We start from the raw sequence: 18,494 nt of genomic DNA on the forward strand, positions 1-18,494 counted from the left end.
TCGTGAGCGGTTTTCTCGCCCTGGTGAAACATCGCACGGTCGCGGCCGGTCTGGCGGGCCTTCTCACGACCTTGATCATCGCCCTGGCGGTCGCGTCCGCGGCCTTGGCGGAGCCGGCTTTTCCGCCCCTTTCCGGCCGGGTGGTCGATCAGGCGGATCTTTTGGACGCGGCGACGGAGCAGGCCCTTACCGAAAAGCTGGCGGCGCTGGAGGCTCAGTCCAGCGACCAGCTGGTCGTGGTTACGGTTCCGAGTCTGGATGGGCTGGAGATCGAGGACTACGGCTATCGCCTGGGGCGCGCCTGGGGGATCGGGCAAAAGGATCAGGACAACGGCGCCCTGCTGATCGTGGCTCCAACGGAACGCAAGGTTCGGATCGAGGTCGGCTATGGGTTGGAGCCGATCTTGACCGACGCCTTCTCGTCCCAGCTCATTCGCAACCGAATCCTGCCGGCGTTCCGCGAGGGCGACTATTCGGGCGGGATCGTCGACGGCGTGGATGGGCTGATCGAACAGCTTCGGCTTGACCCGGCCGAGGCGGAGGCGCGGGCCGCTGCGGCCCAGGCGGAAGAGGCCGACTCCGGTCCGGCGATTCCCCTGATCGTCATTGCCCTCATCGGCTTGGGCCTCTTCGTTATCGGCGTCGGTTTTGCGAACGGCGGCCGCCGCCATCGACGCAACGGCGTATCGCCCATACTGATCTGGGCGGCGTCCGAGGCCTTGAAGAACGCCGGACGCGGCGGCGGGGGCTTCGGTGGAGGGGGCTTCGGCGGATTCAAGGGCGGCGGCGGCGGGTTCGGCGGCGGCGGCGCCTCGGGAGGATGGTGATGCGACTGACCGAAGACGATCGGAACCGTATCGCCGATGCAGTGGCCAAGGCCGAACAAGCCACCTCAGGCGAGATCTTCTGCGTCCTGGCCGGGCGCGTCTCGTCCTATAGGGACGTCAGCCTGGCCTGGGCGGGGACCGCGGCCCTCGCGGCGCCCGCCTTGCTCATTCCGTTCGGCTTCGGCCTGAGCTGGACCGGCGACGGCTGGCAGGCGGCGCATGAATCGACATCTGAAATCATCCGTCAGACCTTGACCCTCTACGCCCTGATCCAGGTCGTCCTCTTCGCCGTCGTCTTCCTGTTGACGCGCATTCCGCCGGTGCTGCGCTGGGTTACACCGCGCTCTATCCGCCGCAAGCGCGTGCGGGCCGCCGCCATGCAGCAGTTTCTCGCCCATGGCGTCCATGTCACGCGCGAGCGTACGGGTGTTCTGATCTTCGCCGCCCTGGCCGAACATCAGGTCGAACTGATCGCGGACGAACTGATCCTTCAGAAGGTGGACGAGGGGGTCTGGGCCGACGCCGTAGCGGCCCTGGTGCGGGGACTGAAGGCCGGTTCGCCTGCGGCCGGTTTCGAAGCCGCCGTACAGCAGTGCGGCCAGGTCCTGACGACGCATTTTCCACCACGTCCCGACAACCCCAATGAGCTTTCTGACCGGCTGGTCGTGCTGTGATCGTCGCACCGCGGTCGTAATCCGCGCCCAAAATGCCTAATCCTGCGTCCCTGCCCCGCTTACCGGGAAATCATGCCTCGCCTACTGACCTATAATGTTCACCGCTGTGTCGGCACGGACAAGCGACTGGACGTCGATCGCATCGTCGCCGTCATAGGCCAGCATGAGCCGGACGTCGTCTGCCTTCAGGAGCTGGACGTCGGCCGGCTGCGGACGGGCAAGGTGGATCAGGCCGAGGCGATCGCCGAGGGCCTGGCCATGACCTCGCGCTTTCACCCCGCCATGCGAGTGGAGGCCGAGCTTTACGGCGACGCCATCCTGACCCCCCACCCCGAGCGGTTGATCCGAGCCGACGCCCTGCCTACCGTCCGCGGCATTCCGGGATTGGAGCCGCGCGGCGCCCTCTGGTCCGAGATCATGATCGACGGCGCGGCCGTCAATGTTCTGAACACCCATCTGGGCCTGGTGCCTCGAGAGCAAAGACTGCAGGCCGCCGCCCTGGTGGGGTCAGGCTGGCTGGGCGGATGTCAGGGTCCGGCCCTGTTGGCCGGGGACTTCAACGCCACATCGATCACCCGCCCCTATCAGACCTTGGCGCGGCGTCTCGACGACTGTCAGCGTCGCCTCGATCTGAAGCCCTCGGTGAAAACCTTCCCGTCCAGCTTTCCGGCCATCCGAATCGACCATTGCTTCGTCAGCTCCGAGATCCGCGTCACGGGCGTAAGATCCGACTTTTCTCCCTTGGCGAGGGTGGCGTCGGATCACCTGCCTCTGATCATCGACTTCGACATCGTTCCGGACGCTGATCCGGCTTAGAGCCGGGGCCTTCCGGACGGAACCGCTGCGCGGAGCCTCAGCCCGGCGCCAGGCCGCCTTCGGAGGCGGGCCGCGTTCGATGGGATCGATTCAGCCGTTTCCACGGCCGCCAGGCGTCGCTCGTGGATGTGGGGTCGCCCAACTGCCATTCGGCGATAAGGCGCTCGATGGGCGTCGGGGGTTCGGCGCCCAGCGGTCGCAGCCGCTCGCTTTCGAAGCTGCAGATGGCCGCCCCGGTGGACCCCATCACCCCCTCGACGGCGGCGAACTCTTCGGCGGCGACGCCGATCCAGTGCGCGATGGTGCGATGGCGGTGGGCGCGAATCACTGCGCGCCCGGCGTCGTCCCGGGGTTCGGCGGCCACGTCGCATTCGGTGTCCAGCCCCATCGACCGATTGTTCAGATTGGTCGAGCCGATCCGCAGCAGCTGATCGTCAATGATGGACACCTTGGCGTGGACGATGATCCGGTCGCCCCTTCGGGTCAGGGGCGAAAAGGCGAAGAAACGATTGTAGCGGTCCGCCTGCTCCAATCGGTACAGGACCTCGGCGCGGGCGGTGTCCATGGTGATGCTGTCGAACCAGCTGGGGCTCTTGCCGGTGGACACCACCACCACTTCCGGCCCGTCCACCTCCGCCAGCCGTTCGGCCAAGGCGGCGGCGATCACGGGCGAGGTGAAATATTGGTTTTCCAGATAGATCAGCCGTTTGGCGCGTCGGATCGACTCCATGTGCAGGGCTTCGTTTTCCCGTACCTCGTGACGGCCTGACCATTTCGGCTCGGTCCGGGCGATGCCGATCGGGACGTCGGTCATCTGAACCGGCACGCCGTCCGGCCAGGGGTCGTTGTCCACCTCGTCCGGCGCGGTCCTTTCCCAGGTCGCACGGAACCAGCGCTCGCGCGCCAGGTCACCCAGGGCGCGCGCCGCTTCGCCGTCCATGACGCACATCACCTCGTGACGCGCCTTGCAGATGAGCCCGCTGGGCAGGGCCCGCCGCGGATCCCCGTCCAGATGCTCGTCGGAGTCCCAGCGGTCGGTCGAGATGTCGCCCCCGCCGCAGAAGGCGACCCGGTCATCGATCACGATCACCTTCTGATGATGGCAGGCGCCGATCGGGCCCGGCGCGTCCATGCGGAACTCGACCATACGTTTGCGGAACCAGCGCTGGGCCCGGTGCGGATAAAAGCCTTGGGACGCGGCGATCAGCAGCGGCGATTTCCAGATCAGAAGCCGAACGTCCAGCTCGGGCTTGCGCTTCACCAGCATCCGCAGCTGATGGCCGATCTCATGCTGTTTCTCACCGGGCCGGGTTTCGGGATCCAGGTGGGTGCGGGGGTCGAACTGCCAACCCAGGATGACGATCGACCGCTCCGCCTTTTGCAAGGCGGACGAAAGGGCGTCGAAATAGGCTTCGTTCTCCATCAGAATCGAGAAGCGGCCGGCGGGCGCGCTGCGCCACACCCCGGCGTCGGGGCCCAACAGACTTCCTTCATAGCCGTCAGCGACTTGGGTCATTCCGCCTGCCTGCCCGATTCGCGTGACACCGCGATGGGACGCTCGCCGTCTCCGTTCCATGGAGCCTCGGCGCGGTCAATCTTTGGCGGCAGGATTGTGACGTTCGCCAAAAAGGCGCATAACTGCACGGCCGAACGGGCGGGGAGGTGTTTTCAATGCAGGTGCTGGTCGAACTGATCGCCGGCCTTGTCGCCCTGCTGGCCGCCCTCGTCCTCTCGCAGTTCGGGGTGGATATTCACGCGCCGCCCGCCGCCGACCGCGAAGTTCACCGCGTCAAAGACTGCCGCACGGACGACGCCGCCACGTTCAAGTCCAACGCTCGGCCGGACTGCTGATTGCGAACCGTCCACCTCTGTTGAACCGGTTCGACTTGGACCTTGGGTTTCAACTCGCTAGGGTCGAATCGGCGCGTGCTCGCGCGCCTGCGCATGAATCGAGCTCGACGCCTGATGAAATCCCGTAACCGGCCGCCGCTGACCCTGACGAACGAAGACGCCGTCCTGCCTGAAGAGACGCCGGACGTCGCCCTGCCCGCCACCGAGCGATTTGACGGGGAACCCGGCCACGTCGCGGACGAACCCGGCGGCGAAGGCCCGCCGCAGGCCGAGCTGGCGCCCCTTCCGCCGCCGCCGCCGGAACGTCCGATCTCTGAGCGTCGCCGCCGCCGGCTGGCGGAAGAGGCGCGGCGCGCCCAAGAAGAGGCGGAGCGTCTGAGCGCCGAAGCCCAGATCGCGGATCACGCGCCTGGAGAGCCTGAGCCGGAGCCCGCCCCCCAGCGTCGCCCCCCCTCCCGTTTCCGGATCAGAACGCCGGATCAAGACCAGCCGGTTCCGCAACAGGCGTCTGAGGCCGATTCGGCTCCCATCGCCGAACCGACGATCGCCGACGCTGCGGCGGGTCCGCTGGAAATGGCGGTCGCCCAGGGCCAGCCGCCGGCGCCCTTCGAACGCTCCCCGCCCATTCCGGCCTCGCCCGGGAGCTCGACGCCGGCCCCAAGCGGCCGCAACGCCTATCTGTTCGCCGGCCTGGCCTCGGCCTTGTGGATCGGAGGGGTCGCCTCATGGGCGGCCTATGAGGTCGGCGCCGGCGGGACGGACCTGGATCCGCTCAGGATCGCCGTCTACGCCCTGCTCGCCCTGGCGCCCGCCAGCCTGACGCTGGTCCTGGCCAACGCCATTCTCCAGGGCGCCGGCCTGGCGGCCGAGACGCGGCGCGCGCGCAGAATGGCAGAATCGCTGGTGGCCCCCACGGCTTTCGCCGCAGATCAGGCGGGGCAGGTCCTGACCTCGCTTCGGACCGACATCGACCACGCCGCCCTGGCGGCCGAGCGCGCGCGCAGCGACATGGCCCTGCTTCGGCAGGCCCTGGCCGAGGAGACCGAGCGTCTGAACGAGGCGGCGGAGGCCGCCGGCCGCACTGCCCGACGCCTGGTCGAGAACCTCGGGCGGGAGCGGGATCAGATGCAGGCCCTGGGCCTTCATCTGGACAGCCAGGCCGCCGGAGTCCTCGACGCAGTCGAGCGCCAGTCGCGCATGGTCGCCGACGCCTCCGACCTGGCTCAAGCCCAGCTTCGCGAGGCGGAAGCCGCCCTGGCCGCCCGAGCCGCCGACATGGCGGCGGCTGCGGGAGAGGCCCAGGACGCCGCTCGCGTCGCCGCCGATGATCTGGCGCGCCAGACGATCCGCCTGGAGAATGCGGGCTCGGGGGTCGCCGAACAGATTCAGTCGGTCGAGGAAGGGCTCAGCCAACAGCGCGCAGCCCTGGTTACCGCCGCCTACGCCCTGCGCACCGATCAGGAGGACTTCTCCGCCCAGGTCGAGAGCCAGCGGGCCCAATTCGTCGAACATCTGTCGGCGACACGCGCCGCCCATAACGAAATGGGACAGACCTCCCAGGCCTCGATCCAGGCCTTGCGGGAAATTCTGGAAGCCGCCGGCGATCAGTTCCGCGCCCTCGTCGACATGTCTCAGCGCGAGGCGGACGGCTTCGACGCCGCCACAAAGGTCTCGCTCGATCGGTTCGAAGCCTTGGCCGCCGATGCGCGCGACACCCTGATGGAGGAGACCCGCCGCGCCCTGGAGCAGATGCGCGCCACGGCCGAGGATTCCCGCGCCGCCGCCGCCGACGCCTCCGAACAGGCCCGGCTGCGCGCCGACCGCCTCGGCGAAGCCCTGTTCGAGGCCGCTCAGAAGGCCGACCAAGCCGCTGACGCCCGGATCGAAGACGCCCGACGCATCGTCGGTGAAACCTCCGGTCTGCTGGAACAGGCGGGCGAACGGATGGTCCAGCGGCTGGAAAGCCTGATCGATCGCCTCAACGCCGCCCTCTCCGAGATCGACACGGCCGTGGCCGACGTCGACGAAAGGGCGGCCCGCCTGCCCGAACAGGCGCGCGCGCGCGTCGACGCCGTTCGCGCCAGTGTGGAAGAAGGACTGAACGCCCTGGCCGCCGCCTCGCGCAAGGCGGCCGAGGACACCGAGGCCCTGGATGTCGGCTTCCAGGAAAGGGTTCGCCGAAACTACGACATGTTGACGGAGGCGGTGCGCCTGATGGGCGTGGTCTCAGGCGACGCCCCGACCGGCCGCCGCCGAGACCCTGATTTTGAGCCGGAGCCCCGGCCTTCGTCTCGCCTGCCCGCCTCGCCGCCGGAGCGCGAAGAGGACAAGGGCTTCGGCCTGCGGGGCCGGCTGCGTCTGGCGCCGACCGAGCCGGACAAGGCCAAGTCGCCCGGCGCCGGCCTGGGCTGGGCCGAACTGGTCGCGGGCGGCCCGGAAGCGCCGCCGCTGGACCTGGACACCCCGACCGCCGCCGCGCCGGACACGGCGGCCCTGTCGGACCGCGTCTCGGCCGCCATCCGCCGCATGGGTGTCGATCCCAACGCCCTGTTGCCGCGCTCGCGCGTGGAAGAGGCGGCGCGCCTGCTGGGCGACGGCGATCCTGACGGCGCCCGTCACATCGTCCGACGCGTCGCCCCGGCCGCCGTCCGCAGCGTGTCTAGGCGCGTGCTGAGCGACCCCGAACTCCGCGCAGACGCGGAACGCTATGTCCGGGTCTTCGCCCAGGAATTGGCGAGCGCGGCGCGCATGCGGGATCTTGCGGCCATCCAGACCCGCCTGGCGTCCGACGGCGGCCGCGCCTTTATGTTGTTGGACGCAGCGGTCGGCGATCTGGGATGAGGCTTGACGTCGGCCCCCTGTTTCCTTCACCTGTCTTCGTCACGGAAACTTCATGGAATTCGTGGGGATCGGGGCCGGCATGATCATTGAGACCGAAACGCCGGGGCGATCCGACCGTCGACCCGGCATCGCCATATGCGCCTATGAGGCGGACGCGCCCGGCTGGGATCTGGTCGAGGATCTTTCGGGCGAGGTCTGGAGCCCTGCCGGCGCCCGCACCCTGCGCATTCCGGCCGAGGACCCGGATCATCTGGCTCGGATGATCGGGGGCGTCCTGGACAGCGGCGACTGCCGCGCGGTTCTTCTTGTCGGACGTAATCCAAAGGGGGGCGGCTTCCGCATGCAGATGCGCGCCGAAAACCGCGCGCTGGATCGCAAATCCCGCCTCTCCGACACCGGCCCCGCCGTCGCCCGGACGACGGCTCCTGTGGCGGATATCATCCGCGCCCTGAACGAAATCGGTTTGGCGGCCGATGCTTCATCGGACTCTGTCGATGATGTGGGCTCCTATCTCCTTTATCGGGTTTTGGCCGATCTGCCCGACGAAGCGCATACCCCGGCCGTGGGCCTGCTGCGCGCGCCGCCGGGCGCTGACGAGGCGGCGGTGAAGAAGGCTGTGAAGACCGCCGCCTCTGTAATGGCGGGGCAGATGGCGCTTCTGCCGCGCTTCTGACGTTTGCCCTCGGCGGACCAACCGGTAGAGCCGGATCGGCTCAAGAGGAACAACTCCCCGGTTCCGCCCGAAACGATCATGCCCTAGGGTCGATCCATGATGGTGAACCGCAATCTGATCGTCTTCGCCGCGTTCAACGGCGCCATGGCCGTGGCGCTCGGCGCCTTCGCCGCTCATGGTGCGGCGCCGCAGGTCCGCACGCTGCTGTCGACCGGCGCGGCCTATCAACTGACCCATGCCGTCTTCGCCCTGGCCTGCGCTGTCTGGACCGGAGGCGGGCGGCTGGCGCGGCTCGCCGGATGGCTGGGCGCGACGGGCGGGCTGGTGTTCGGGCTCGCCCTGGCCTTTCTTGGCGTGCTCAGCCTGTCGACCATGGGAATGGTGGCTCCAATCGGCGGTCTGCTGATGATCTCGGCTTGGTTTTGCCTCGCTGTTGCGGCATTGCGACCCTAGTTTCCAGTACGGCCGCGCTTGCAGCCTCTCAGAAAGACCTCCCCATGGCCTTCCCTGCGCCTTCTGAGCCGCGTCGAGACCTTTATCCCGAGATCGAGCCCTTCGCCTCCGGCTGGATGCAGACCGACGGGGTCCATGAGATCTATTACGAGGAATGCGGCAATCCCCAGGGCCGGCCGGTCCTGGTCCTGCACGGCGGCCCCGGCGGGGCGGTCAATCCGGGCATGCGGCGCTATTTCGACCCGGCGCGTTACCGGATCATCCTGTTCGACCAGAGGGGGTGCGGCCAGTCCCGACCGCATGCGTCCCTAGAGAACAACACCACATGGACCCTGATCGAGGACATCGAACGGCTGCGCGAGCGCTGCGGCGTCGACAAATGGGTGGTGTTCGGGGGATCGTGGGGCTCCACCCTCTCGATGGCCTACGCCATCACCCATCCTGAACGGGTCATGGCCCTGGTGCTGCGCGGCATCTTCCTTCTGACCAAGAAGGAGTTGCACTGGTTCTATCAGGACGGCGCCTCGATGATCTTCCCCGACGCCTGGGAACGCTTTGTCGAGCCGATTCCCGTCGCTGAGCGCGACGATCTGATGGGGGCCTATCACAAGCGGCTGATCGGCGAGGATCAGGGCGAGCGGGAGCGCTGCGCCGTCGCCTGGTCCTGCTGGGAAGGCGAGACCGTCAGCGTGGAAGGGCCCGGCGCCAAGCCGGACAAGTTCGCCGACCCGACCTTCGCGGTCGCCTTCGCGCGGATTGAAAACTGGTTCTTCACCAACGCCGGCTTCTTTCCTGAAGACGGCTGGATTCTGAAGAATGTGGACCGGATGCGCCACATTCCCTGCTGGATCGCCCAAGGCCGGTTTGACGTCGTGACGCCGATCGCCGGCGCCTGGGCCCTGCACCGCGCCTGGCCCGAGGCGAAGCTGGACATCGTCGGTGACGCCGGCCACGCCTCGTCCGAACCTGGCGTCATCGACAGCCTCATTCGCGCAACAGACTGGGCGGCGAATCTCTGAAGCGGCGCCGGGCGGGATCGACCCCGCCCGGCGCCCTTCAACCGTCAGGCCGCGTCCACCAGGACCACTTCGGCGTCCGACAGGGCCTTGACCGTCACCAGCTCCTCTTGGGCTATGGCCGCGCCGTCTCTAGCGTTCAGCCGAACCCCATTGACCTCGATCTCGCCCTTGGCCGGAACCAGATAGCCGCGACGGTCGGCGCCCAGCGGATAGTCGGCGCTGTCGCCGGCGTTCAGGGTCGCCGCCACGATCCGCGCATCGGTGCGAATGGGCAGGGCGCCCCCGCCGCTCTCGGACGTGTCGCCTTCAAAGCCCGAGGCCAGGACCACAAACTGGCCCGCCCTTTCGCCCTTGGGAAAGGGCTTAGAGCCCCAGCTGGGGGCCTCGCCGCGCCTGGTCGGCTCGATCCAGATCTGGAAGATTCGGGTCAGTTCCGGCTCGGCGTTGTATTCGGCGTGACGAATGCCTGTGCCGGCGCTCATGACCTGAACATCGCCGGCGACGGTGCGGCCCTTGTTGCCCAGGCTGTCCTCATGGGTGATGGCCCCGTCGCGGACATAGGTGATGATCTCCATGTCGGCGTGCGGGTGAGGCGGGAAGCCGGTCCCGGCGGCGATCTCATCGTCATTCCAAACCCGCAGATTGCCCCAGCTCATCCGCTTGGGATCATAGTAGTTGGCGAAGGAGAAGTGATGTTTGGCGTTCAGCCAGCCATGGTTGGCGCCGCCGAGAGATTCAAAGGGTCTGCGTTCGATCATCGGTCTGTCCTCAGGCCGGGCCGTCCCGGCGTCATTGACTTGACGCCAAGATAGAGATCGACGACCGAACAGAAATAGAAACCCCTGAAACTCATCGTTTCCGACTTGGAGGTCGCCATGTCCCGCCTGCCTGACCTCGAGGCCCTCGCCATCTTCGCCAAGGTGGCGGAGGCCCAGTCTTTCTCCGGCGCGGCTGACGCCCTGGGCCTGTCCAAGGCGACGGTGTCCAAGGCGGTGACGCGGCTGGAACAACAACTGAAGACCACCCTGCTCCATCGGACCTCGCGCCGTTTCGCCCTGACCGACGCGGGGCGCAATCTGGCGGCGCGCGCGGGCCAGATGTTGGCTGAGGCGGAAGGGGCGGTGTCCGAGGCCCTGGACATGTCCGTGACGCCGCGCGGCCTCGTGCGGCTGGCCGCGCCCATGTCGTTCGGCATGGCCTATGTCGCCCCGGCCCTGCCGCAGTTCCTGGCGACCCATCCGGATGTCTCCGTCGATCTGCATCTGTCGGACGAGGTGGTCGATCTGGTGGGCGGCGGCTTCGACTGCGCCCTGCGCATCGCCGCCCTGCCCGACTCATCGCTCACGGCGCGTCGTCTGCGGCCGGTCGAGCGGTTCCTCGTGGCCTCGCCTGACTATCTGGCCCAGCGCGGGCGGCCGATCCATCCGAACGATCTGGAGCGGCATTCCTGCCTCGGCTACGCCTATATGCCGACCCCGGACGCCTGGCGCTTCATCAATGACGCCGGCGAAGAGGTCGTGGTGCGGCCGCGCGGGCCGTTGCGAGCCAATAATTCCGACGCCCTGACCGCCTCCCTCTGCGCGGGCCTGGGCCTCTTCCCCCAGCCGGACTTCATCTATTGGAGGGACGTCGCCGAAGGGCGGCTGGAAACGGTCATGACCGACTGGCGCCTGCCCCCCATCGCCCTGCATCTGGTTGCGCCCAGCGGCGGACCGCGCCCGGCGCGCGTGTCGGCTCTGATGGATTATCTGGCGAAGACCTTCAGCGCTCCGCTCTGGCCCGGTGACGAGGTCGGCCGCTGAGGCTCAGCCGCACTTGACCTGCTGGATCATGCCGGTCGCCTCGTCATAGACGAAGTTCACCCGGTTCTCGCGATAGTCCATCGTGGCCGCGCAGGTGGTGCACAGGAGGCGGAAGGTCTGACCTTCCGGCGCGCTGGGCACCGTCGAACGGTTCCGGCCCACATAGGCCTGATAGTCCTCCACCTTGCAGGCTTTGAACGCAGTGTCGCCCCCCGGCGCGGCGCCGGCGGCGGGCGTCTCGGTCGGGGCGCAGGCCGACAGGGCCAGGCCCGTCGACATCAGGGTCGTCAGGATGAAGGCGGTCTTCATGGTCGTCTCTCCTAAAAGCCAGCGTCAGCCGCAGCGGACCTGTTCGATGATCCCTGTCTGGGCGTCGTAGAAGATGTTCAGCCGGTAGGCCGAGAAATCATGGGTGACCGGGCAGGTGGTGCAGGTCACGCGCCGGTTGACGACATCCACAGGCACCGGAATTTCGGTCTTGGGCCGCCCCACCAGATACTGAAGTTCCCCTGCCTTGCAGACATCGGTCGTCTGGGCGGTCGGCATGCGGCTGCCCACAGGCGGCGTGACCTGCGCCTGTTCCACGGTTCGCGGGGCCGGCTTTTCTGCGACGGGCGTGGAACAGCCAGCCAAGGCCGCCAAGACGATCAGGCCGCCTTTTCCCAGCGCCCTTCGTCCGTCTGGCGACAATAGGCCAGATTGGCCCCGTCCGTCTTCAGCGTCTTCCAGCGGGCGCGCGCCTGCTGGAGCGCCGTTTCGTCCCGACCGTCGAAAATGATGAAGCATCGTTCGATCCCTTCCGTGGCGCCCACTTCTGCGTCATCGACGATGAACAGCGCCTGAGCGCCGTTCAGGTTCTCTCCCGATTCGCTCAGAAGCACCGGCTGGCGATCGGCATGGGGCTGATCCGCCCGACCGTGCGGCAGAAAACTCTCTTCGTGGAAGGTCCACAGCCGCTCGTCCAGATCATCCAGCCGATGGGCATGAGACGATTTGATCAGGGCGCGCCAGCCCCGCTCGAGGGTCTTCTCGAGCAGGGTCGGCAGCACCTGGTCCAGGGAGGACCGCTCCAGGTGGTAGAACCAGATTTCGGGCTTGCCGCTCATCCGGCTTTACCGTCCAGGGCTCAGGCTTCGTAGGTGTCGGCCACCATCCGGTCCAGGGTGCGCACGGCGAAGCCGACGCCGCCTTCCGGCACGGTGGGGCTGGGGCTCTTGTTCGCCCAGGCGGTCGGCGCGATGTCCAGGTGCGCCCACGGCACGCCGTTGGTGAAGCGCTGCAGGAACAGGGCCGCGGTGATCGAGCCGCCGGCGCGGCCGTTGCCGGTGTTCTTCACATCGGCGATCTTCGAATCAATGTGCTGTTCGTAGATGGCCGGGATCGGCATGCGCCAGAAGTTCTCGCCCACCTTCTTAGAGGCGGCCAGGATCGGCTCGGCGACCTCGTCCGAGTTCGAGAAGACGCCGGCGTAGTCCAGGCCCAGGGCCACGATCATGGCGCCGGTCAGGGTGGCCAGGTCGATCATGAACTTCGGCTTGAACCGCTCCTGCGTGTACCAAAGGGCGTCAGCCAGGACGAGGCGGCCCTCGGCGTCGGTGTTGATCACCTCGACCGTCTGGCCCGACATGGACACGACCACGTCGCCCGGACGCTGGGCGTTGCCGTCCGGCATGTTCTCGACCAGGCCCAGCACGCCCACGGCGTTGACCTTGGCCTTGCGGCCGGCCAGGGCGATCATGGTTCCGGTCACGGCGGCGGCGCCGCCCATGTCCCACTTCATGTCCTCCATGCCTTCGGCCGGCTTGATCGAGATGCCGCCGGTGTCGAAGCAGACGCCCTTGCCGACGAAGGCCAGGGGTTGGGCGCCCGCCTCGCCGCCGTTCCACTTCATGATCGCCAGCTGGCTTTCGCGACGGCTGCCCTGGCCGACGCCCAGCAGGGTGCGCATGCCCAGCTTCTCCATCTCGGCCTCGCCGAGGATTTCGACCTCCAGGCCCAGGCTCTCGAGCGCCTTGACGCGGCGTGCGAACTCGGCGGGATAGAGGACGTTGGCGGGCTCGGACACCAGATCGCGGGCGAAGATCACGCCGTCGGCCACAGCCGTCAGCGGCTCCAGGGCGGCCTCGGCGGCGCGCAGGTCGGACGTCACGACGCGCACCGTATTGATCGACGGAATCTTGTCCGGCTTCTGGGTCGTCCGGTATTTGTCGAACCGGTAGGCGGCCAGTCGCACCGCGAAGCCGACGCGCGCGGCCTGTTCAGGGCTCAGGTTAGAGGCGTCGATGGTCAGGACTTCCGCGCCCGACAGTTTCACCGCAGCATAGGCGTTGCCGCCGAACGCCTCGACCGCCAGGTCGTCGATCTTGTCCGCCGCCCCGGCGCCGACCAGCAGGATGGACTCCGCCTTTGCGCCAGAGACGGCTGCAACCATCAGGGTCTGGCCGGCCTTGCCTGCGAACCGTCCTTTGCTCATCGCGCGGGTCAGGGCGCCGCCGGACTGTTCGTCCAGTTCCGATCCGGAACCGGCGAGGACGCGATCTTCATGAACAGGCACGGCCAGGATTTCAGCGGCGTCAACGGCAGCGACGAACTCGATCTTCATTCAACGACTCCAGCCGGGCCCCACCCGGCGCTCACAACAGAAGAAAAAGACAAACGGCGCGTCTGCTTGTCGCGGACGCGCCCTCCTGTGCTACTAGATGCGCCTCATCGCCGCCGCCTGCAACCGGGCGAAGTCCATCCGCCCATGACCCTGATCCAAAGATACCTTTTTCGCCAGCTCTCCCTACCCGTGGTCGCGGCGTGCGCGTCCCTGGCTGGAATCGGAATTTTGAGTCAGAGCCTCGACCAACTCGAGGTCATCGTGGAACGGGGTCAGAGCGTCTGGGTGATGGTCAAGCTGACGCTTCTGGCCCTGCCTCAGTTGCTGGCCGTCATCCTGCCCATAGGCCTGTTCGTCGGCGCCCTGATCGCCCTGACCCGGATGCAGCGCGAGCAGGAACTGACCGCCGCCTTCGCCGGGGGCATGACCCGCTGGCAGGTCATATCGCCGGCGGCGCGGCTCGCCATCCTCGTGCTGATCCTGAACCTGATCATGACCCTGTTCGCCCAGCCCTGGGCCCAACGGGAGGCCCGCAACCAGGCCTTCGCCATCCGCACCGACCTGGCGGCCCTGCTTGTCGAGGAAGGCCAGTTCGTCCAGGGGCCGGACGGGCTGACCGTCTATGTCCAGCAGATTGAGCAGAACGGTCTTCTGAAGAACCTTTTCGTCTATCTGGACGACGGCAAGTCCAGCCAGAACTGGAGCGCGGCCGAGGCCCGCTTCGGGCGTGACGCCGCCAATGAGCCGGTCCTGACCATGATCGACGGCTCCTGGCAGAAATATTCCTCGCGCGGCGTACTCGAAACCCTGTCTTTCGACCGCTACGACTTTCCGCTGGGACAGTTCTCGGCCGTGACCGAGCAGATTCGCTACAAGCCGGCCGACCTCTATCTGCGTCAACTGCTCAACCCGACCCCGCGCGTGCTCGAAACGGCGGGCTCGCGGGGAGAACTTCTGGCGGAGGCCCATGCGCGGATATCAGCGCCGCTTTACGCCTTGACCGCCATGGCCATGGCCCTGGCGGCGATCCTGGGCGGCGCCTTCAGCCGCACCGGCTATTCGCTTCGCATCGCTAAGGCGGCCGGTCTGTTTCTGCTCGTGCGGGTGATCGGCTATGGCCTGGTCGCGGCCAGCGCCTGGAACCCCTGGATGAACCTGCTCCAATATATCGCGCCCCTCGCCGCGACCGCCTTGGCGCTCCGGCTTCTGTTTCGCGCACTTAAGCCGCGAAAGCGCCGGTCCTGGGCGATCGTTGAGCGGCTGCGGCCCCTGTCTCCGGCTAGGACGGGGTGACCATGAGGTCTCTGTCCCTTCCCGCCCAGTCCTTGCGTTCGCGCCTTCCCCGTCTGGGCCGCATCGAAATCTATGTACTGATTCAACAGTTGCGCGCCTTGGGCGTGGCCCTGGCGGTGATCTCCGCCCTGGTCATGCTGATCGACTTCGTCGAGGTGTCGCGCGGCGTAGGATCGGATCAGGATCTCTCGGCCCTGCGCATCCTGGGTCTGGTGGCGCTGAAGTCGCCGGCGGTGATCGTCCAGCTGCTGCCCTTCGTCTTCCTGTTCGGCACCTTGGGCGCCTATATCGGCCTGAACCGACGCAGCGAACTGGTCGCCATGCGGGCGGCGGGGGTGTCGGCCTGGCGTTTCGTCCTTCCGGCGGCCGGGATGGCCTTCGCCCTGGGCGTTCTTACCGTGACCGTTCTGGGGCCCTTGGCCTCAGCCGGCGACGGTCTGTGGCAGCGCGAACGCGCCCGCATTTCCGGCGCCGCCAACGATGACCGGACGGACGCCCCCATTTGGCTGCGCGAAGGCGACGATCAGCGTCAGATGATCATCCGAGCGGGACGTCAGGACCGCGCCAACGCCCGGCTTCTGGACGTCACCTTCTTCATCTACGTCACGGATGCGGAAGGAAATCGCGACTTTTCCGAACGGATCGACGCCCAGTCGGCCGCGCTCAGCGCCGGCCGCTGGCGTCTGACCAACGCCGTCGGCGCCAGCATCGGCCAGAGGGCCGTCGCCTATTCAAGCCTCGATCTGCTCTCCAGCCTGGCGGACGAAGAGGCGTTCGAGCGATTCGCCCGTCCCCAATCGACGCCCTTCTGGTCCCTGCCGAATCAGATCCAGCGGATCGAGGACGCCGGCTTCGCCTCAACCGCCTATCGCCTTCGGCTTCAGCAGCTGCTGGCGACGCCCCTGGTCTTTGCGGCCATGTCCATACTGGCGGCGGCTTTCTCTCTACGTCTGATGCGTCTTGGGGACCTGGCGAGGATGAGCGTGGCCGCCGTCGTCCTGGGCTTCGCCTTCTTCTTCCTGAACCAATTCAGCTCGGCCATGGGTTCGGCCGAGGTGGTGCCGCCCCTGGTGGCGGCATGGCTGCCGCCCTTGTTGACGGCCCTCGCCGCCTTCACCTTGCTGTTCTATACCGAAGACGGCTAAGCGAGCGCCTCGCTCAAGACAGACGGATGCTTCATGCAAGGTGATCGCGATCGGCGTTCAAGGGCCTTACGGGCTAGGCTTTTGGCCGGCGCGGCGCTCCTGGCGTGTCTGCCCTTCGCGGAAGAGGCGCTCGCCCAGGCTCAGCCGGTGCCGGATCAATCGGCGGTTTCCGACGTCCTGCCCCAGGGCGCCGTCTATGTGGACGCCGACAGCGCCGGCCGTGTCGGCGACACGATCGTCGCCCAGAGCAACGGCGCGCGCCGGGTCTATCTGCGCGCTGACGGTCATGTGCTTCGGGGCGAGAACCTGACCTATGATCTGTCCACCGGCGCGGCCGCGGCCGACGGCCGGGTGGAGGCGATCGCGCCGGACGGCACGGTCGTCTACGCCAGCCATTTGGAGGCCGACGGCGAACTGAAGGCGGCCGTCGCCGTCGATTTCGCCACCCGTTTCAGCAACGGCGCCAGCCTGATGGCCGCGACGGCGGTTCGCCGAAGCGAACGGGTCAATGAGCTGAACTACGCCGTCTTCACCCCCTGCCCCATCTGCGACGACAAGGGTCCCAAGACCCCCAGCCTCTCGATCCAGGCTGAGAAGGTGGTTCAGGATGAGGCCCTGCGCGCCGTCATCTACCGCAATGCGATGTTCCGCATCGGCGGGGTGCCCGTCTTCTACACCCCCTTTTTCGCCCACCCGGATCCCACCGTCGAACGCGCGTCCGGCTTCCTGGTGCCGATCGTCAACTATGACGAAGGCCGCGGCGTCTCGATCGAAACCCCCTATCTGCATGTCGTTTCGCCGTCGGAAGACTGGCTGATCAGCCCGCAGTTCAACACGCGGGTGTCGCCCCTGCTGAACCTTCAGTGGCGCCGCCGCTTCGTCAACGGAACGATCGTCGCCCGCGGCGGCTACACCTACGAACGGACCTTCGGCGACTTCGATCGGGACGGCGACGGGGATTATGAGAGCAACATCCGTTTCGGCGACAAGGAACATCGCAGCTATGTGCTGTCCCATGGCGAGTTCGACCTCTGGGGCCCCTGGCGCCTCGGCTTCACGGCCGAGCGGACGTCCGACAAGACCCTGTTCGACCGCTATGACATTCAGAACCCCTATCAGGACAACGGCCTCTATTACGGCGACCGTCGTCGTCTGATCAGCCAAGTTTACGCCGAGCGTCAGACCGACCGTTCCTATATTTCGATCGCAGCCTTTTCGATCCAGAGCTTGAGACTGGACAACCGCTTCGCCGACACGGATTTCCGCGACGCGGAAGGGTTCAAGGTCTTTGAAAACGACGGTGCCCTGCCGATCGTCGCCCCCCTGGTCGACGCCCGCTGGGAGCCGTCGGGTCTGATCGGCGGCGGCCGGCTGCGGCTGAAGGGGTCCGCCGTATCCCTGTATCGCGACGTTTTCGTCGGCGCGCCGGTGCTCAATCCGGACATCGTGCCTGGGGCCCCAGCGGGGCTTTCGGGCGTGGACAGCCGGCGGATCACAGGTCAGGCGGAGTGGCGTCGCGTCTTCATCACGCCCAACGGCCTGCGTATCGAGCCCTTCGTCGACGCCCGCGTGGATTTCTACGCCCTGTCCGACCTGCCGCCGATGATGGGCGTCGAAAGCGACGAGACGCTGAGCCGCACGCGCGCGAGCGCCGGGGTGGACCTCAGTTACCCCCTGGTGCGTCGCACGCCGCGCGGCGACATCATTCTGGAGCCGGTCGCCCAGCTGTCGGTCTCCAACAAGTCCGACATCGACCCCCGCATTCCCAATGAGGATTCACAGGTCATCGAACTGGATGAATCCTCCCTGTTCCGCATGGACCGCTTCTCGGGCTATGATCTGGTGGAAGGCGGCGCCCGTTTCACCGCCGGCGCCCGCGCCACGATCCGCTGGTCCGAAGGCCGCAGCGCCAGCCTTTTCGTAGGCCGCAGCTACCGCGCCGACGACGAAGACGCCTTCCGCACCACCATACCCGACAGCACGACCGGCGCCCTCTACGACCCCACCGGCCTGGCCTCCTCGGCTTCCGACTGGGTGGTCCAGGGCAGTTTCTCGCCTTCGGACCGTATCCGCAGCTGGGGCCACGCCACCGTCGACGGGTCGGGCGACATCCGGCGCGCCGAGGCCGCGCTGGACGGACGTTGGGGCCGGCGCAACCTGGCCAGCTTCAGCTATATCGTCGATCGGTCCAATCCGTTGTCAGGGCCGCTCAATCGGAACTATGAATTCGTCCAGCTGGCGGGTCAGCAGTTCGTCTACGGCCACTGGGGCGTGGCCGTAGCCGGGATCGCCGACCTGGAGCGCAACGTCATCACCCGCCAGGAGGTCGGCCTCCTTTTCGACGACGATTGTTTTCGGGTCGAGATCGGTTATCGCCGCGACAATACGCGGGTTCGGGCCAGTGGTCCGTCGGACGGGGTGTATCTACGCCTAAACCTCGCCACTTTCGGAGGTTCAGGTTATGGACAGGGCGGATTGCGTTGAGCATGACGCTGTAC

18 protein-coding genes are annotated in these 18,494 nt (G+C 67.2%); 12 read left to right on the forward strand and 6 right to left on the reverse strand.

From position 1 onward, the window contains the following. Positions 1-2 precede the first annotated feature (2 nt). From ACZ5M6_RS11045 to ACZ5M6_RS11055, 3 genes are all read left to right on the forward strand, one after another. Entirely contained in the window at positions 3-827 is an 825-nt protein-coding gene (locus ACZ5M6_RS11045) for a TPM domain-containing protein (RefSeq protein ID WP_464158610.1), read from the forward strand. Continuing rightward, positions 827-1,501 (forward strand): TPM domain-containing protein, encoded by a 675-nt coding sequence (locus tag ACZ5M6_RS11050; protein WP_292136832.1) that lies wholly within the window; start codon positions 827-829, stop codon positions 1,499-1,501. Before ACZ5M6_RS11045 ends, ACZ5M6_RS11050 begins: the two co-directional genes overlap by 1 nt. Before the next feature lie 72 nt (positions 1,502-1,573). Continuing rightward, entirely contained in the window at positions 1,574-2,317 is a 744-nt protein-coding gene (locus ACZ5M6_RS11055) for an endonuclease/exonuclease/phosphatase family protein (RefSeq protein WP_054765802.1), read from the forward strand. A 37-nt stretch (positions 2,318-2,354) separates the two neighbouring features. On the opposite strand, the gene ACZ5M6_RS11060 is transcribed toward ACZ5M6_RS11055, so the two are convergent. Further along, the gene (locus tag ACZ5M6_RS11060; protein ID WP_464158613.1) at positions 2,355-3,833 is read right to left on the reverse strand and encodes a phospholipase D-like domain-containing protein; all 1,479 of its coding nucleotides are present in this window, start codon (positions 3,831-3,833) and stop codon (positions 2,355-2,357) included. A gap of 155 nt (positions 3,834-3,988) precedes the next feature. Here ACZ5M6_RS11060 and ACZ5M6_RS11065 point away from each other — a divergent pair, with 155 nt between their 5' ends. From ACZ5M6_RS11065 to pip, 5 genes are all read left to right on the forward strand, one after another. Further along, on the forward strand, positions 3,989-4,168 hold the full coding sequence (locus tag ACZ5M6_RS11065) for a hypothetical protein (RefSeq protein ID WP_464158614.1): 180 nt from the start codon (positions 3,989-3,991) through the stop codon (positions 4,166-4,168). 114 nt (positions 4,169-4,282) lie between these two features. Continuing rightward, positions 4,283-7,009, forward strand: a complete 2,727-nt coding sequence (locus ACZ5M6_RS11070) for a coiled-coil domain-containing protein (protein WP_464158616.1) — start codon at positions 4,283-4,285, stop codon at positions 7,007-7,009. A 52-nt stretch (positions 7,010-7,061) separates the two neighbouring features. Beyond that, positions 7,062-7,682 carry a C15 family peptidase gene (locus tag ACZ5M6_RS11075; RefSeq protein ID WP_464158618.1) on the forward strand — a complete coding sequence of 207 codons (621 nt, stop codon included), beginning with the start codon at positions 7,062-7,064 and terminating at the stop codon, positions 7,680-7,682. 96 nt (positions 7,683-7,778) lie between these two features. Then, entirely contained in the window at positions 7,779-8,135 is a 357-nt protein-coding gene (locus ACZ5M6_RS11080) for a DUF423 domain-containing protein (RefSeq protein ID WP_191553981.1), read from the forward strand. Between the two features lie 44 nt (positions 8,136-8,179). Further along, positions 8,180-9,154 (forward strand): prolyl aminopeptidase, encoded by a 975-nt coding sequence (gene pip, locus ACZ5M6_RS11085; protein ID WP_464158620.1) that lies wholly within the window; start codon positions 8,180-8,182, stop codon positions 9,152-9,154. 44 nt (positions 9,155-9,198) lie between these two features. On the opposite strand, the gene ACZ5M6_RS11090 is transcribed toward pip, so the two are convergent. After that, on the reverse strand, positions 9,199-9,912 hold the full coding sequence (locus tag ACZ5M6_RS11090; protein WP_054765807.1) for a pirin family protein: 714 nt from the start codon (positions 9,910-9,912) through the stop codon (positions 9,199-9,201). Positions 9,913-10,029: 117 nt separating this feature from the next. On the opposite strand from ACZ5M6_RS11090, the gene ACZ5M6_RS11095 reads away from it, so the two are divergent. Continuing rightward, positions 10,030-10,956, forward strand: coding sequence for a LysR family transcriptional regulator (locus ACZ5M6_RS11095; protein ID WP_464158622.1), 927 nt, complete (start codon positions 10,030-10,032; stop codon positions 10,954-10,956). A gap of 3 nt (positions 10,957-10,959) precedes the next feature. On the opposite strand, the gene ACZ5M6_RS11100 is transcribed toward ACZ5M6_RS11095, so the two are convergent. Genes ACZ5M6_RS11100 through ACZ5M6_RS11115 form a run of 4 tightly spaced genes read right to left on the reverse strand, consistent with a single transcriptional unit; the run spans position 10,960 to position 13,558 of the window. After that, a complete protein-coding gene (locus ACZ5M6_RS11100) occupies positions 10,960-11,265 on the reverse strand; it encodes a hemolysin (protein WP_464158624.1) in 306 nt (101 codons plus the stop codon). A gap of 24 nt (positions 11,266-11,289) precedes the next feature. After that, positions 11,290-11,598, reverse strand: coding sequence for a hypothetical protein (locus tag ACZ5M6_RS11105; RefSeq protein WP_231681288.1), 309 nt, complete (start codon positions 11,596-11,598; stop codon positions 11,290-11,292). A gap of 5 nt (positions 11,599-11,603) precedes the next feature. Further along, positions 11,604-12,062, reverse strand: coding sequence for a DNA polymerase III subunit chi (locus ACZ5M6_RS11110; RefSeq protein ID WP_464158626.1), 459 nt, complete (start codon positions 12,060-12,062; stop codon positions 11,604-11,606). A gap of 20 nt (positions 12,063-12,082) precedes the next feature. After that, positions 12,083-13,558, reverse strand: coding sequence for a leucyl aminopeptidase (locus ACZ5M6_RS11115; RefSeq protein ID WP_464158627.1), 1,476 nt, complete (start codon positions 13,556-13,558; stop codon positions 12,083-12,085). 144 nt (positions 13,559-13,702) lie between these two features. On the opposite strand from ACZ5M6_RS11115, the gene ACZ5M6_RS11120 reads away from it, so the two are divergent. The 3 genes from ACZ5M6_RS11120 to ACZ5M6_RS11130 all read left to right on the forward strand — a co-directional run bounded on the left by ACZ5M6_RS11120 (position 13,703) and on the right by ACZ5M6_RS11130 (position 18,480). Beyond that, positions 13,703-14,851 (forward strand): LptF/LptG family permease, encoded by a 1,149-nt coding sequence (locus ACZ5M6_RS11120; RefSeq protein ID WP_464158629.1) that lies wholly within the window; start codon positions 13,703-13,705, stop codon positions 14,849-14,851. A gap of 2 nt (positions 14,852-14,853) precedes the next feature. Continuing rightward, on the forward strand, positions 14,854-15,996 hold the full coding sequence (gene lptG / locus ACZ5M6_RS11125; RefSeq protein WP_464158630.1) for an LPS export ABC transporter permease LptG: 1,143 nt from the start codon (positions 14,854-14,856) through the stop codon (positions 15,994-15,996). Positions 15,997-16,077: 81 nt separating this feature from the next. Beyond that, positions 16,078-18,480, forward strand: coding sequence for an LPS-assembly protein LptD (locus ACZ5M6_RS11130; protein ID WP_464158632.1), 2,403 nt, complete (start codon positions 16,078-16,080; stop codon positions 18,478-18,480). The last annotated feature ends 14 nt before the right edge of the window (positions 18,481-18,494 follow it).

Source organism: Brevundimonas sp. Br13, from assembly GCF_055391505.1.

Coding starts and splice junctions, on each gene's coding strand:
- ACZ5M6_RS11095 (WP_464158622.1), top strand. CDS start 10,030: ATGTCCCGCCTGCCTGACCTCGAGGCCCTCGCCATCTTCGCCAAGGTG.
- ACZ5M6_RS11100 (WP_464158624.1), bottom strand. CDS start 11,265: ATGAAGACCGCCTTCATCCTGACGACCCTGATGTCGACGGGCCTGGCC.
- pip (WP_464158620.1), top strand. CDS start 8,180: ATGGCCTTCCCTGCGCCTTCTGAGCCGCGTCGAGACCTTTATCCCGAG.
- ACZ5M6_RS11070 (WP_464158616.1), top strand. CDS start 4,283: ATGAAATCCCGTAACCGGCCGCCGCTGACCCTGACGAACGAAGACGCC.
- ACZ5M6_RS11080 (WP_191553981.1), top strand. CDS start 7,779: ATGATGGTGAACCGCAATCTGATCGTCTTCGCCGCGTTCAACGGCGCC.
- ACZ5M6_RS11115 (WP_464158627.1), bottom strand. CDS start 13,558: ATGAAGATCGAGTTCGTCGCTGCCGTTGACGCCGCTGAAATCCTGGCC.
- ACZ5M6_RS11110 (WP_464158626.1), bottom strand. CDS start 12,062: ATGAGCGGCAAGCCCGAAATCTGGTTCTACCACCTGGAGCGGTCCTCC.
- ACZ5M6_RS11090 (WP_054765807.1), bottom strand. CDS start 9,912: ATGATCGAACGCAGACCCTTTGAATCTCTCGGCGGCGCCAACCATGGC.
- ACZ5M6_RS11055 (WP_054765802.1), top strand. CDS start 1,574: ATGCCTCGCCTACTGACCTATAATGTTCACCGCTGTGTCGGCACGGAC.
- lptG (WP_464158630.1), top strand. CDS start 14,854: ATGAGGTCTCTGTCCCTTCCCGCCCAGTCCTTGCGTTCGCGCCTTCCC.
- ACZ5M6_RS11075 (WP_464158618.1), top strand. CDS start 7,062: ATGGAATTCGTGGGGATCGGGGCCGGCATGATCATTGAGACCGAAACG.
- ACZ5M6_RS11120 (WP_464158629.1), top strand. CDS start 13,703: ATGACCCTGATCCAAAGATACCTTTTTCGCCAGCTCTCCCTACCCGTG.
- ACZ5M6_RS11050 (WP_292136832.1), top strand. CDS start 827: ATGCGACTGACCGAAGACGATCGGAACCGTATCGCCGATGCAGTGGCC.
- ACZ5M6_RS11065 (WP_464158614.1), top strand. CDS start 3,989: ATGCAGGTGCTGGTCGAACTGATCGCCGGCCTTGTCGCCCTGCTGGCC.
- ACZ5M6_RS11060 (WP_464158613.1), bottom strand. CDS start 3,833: ATGACCCAAGTCGCTGACGGCTATGAAGGAAGTCTGTTGGGCCCCGAC.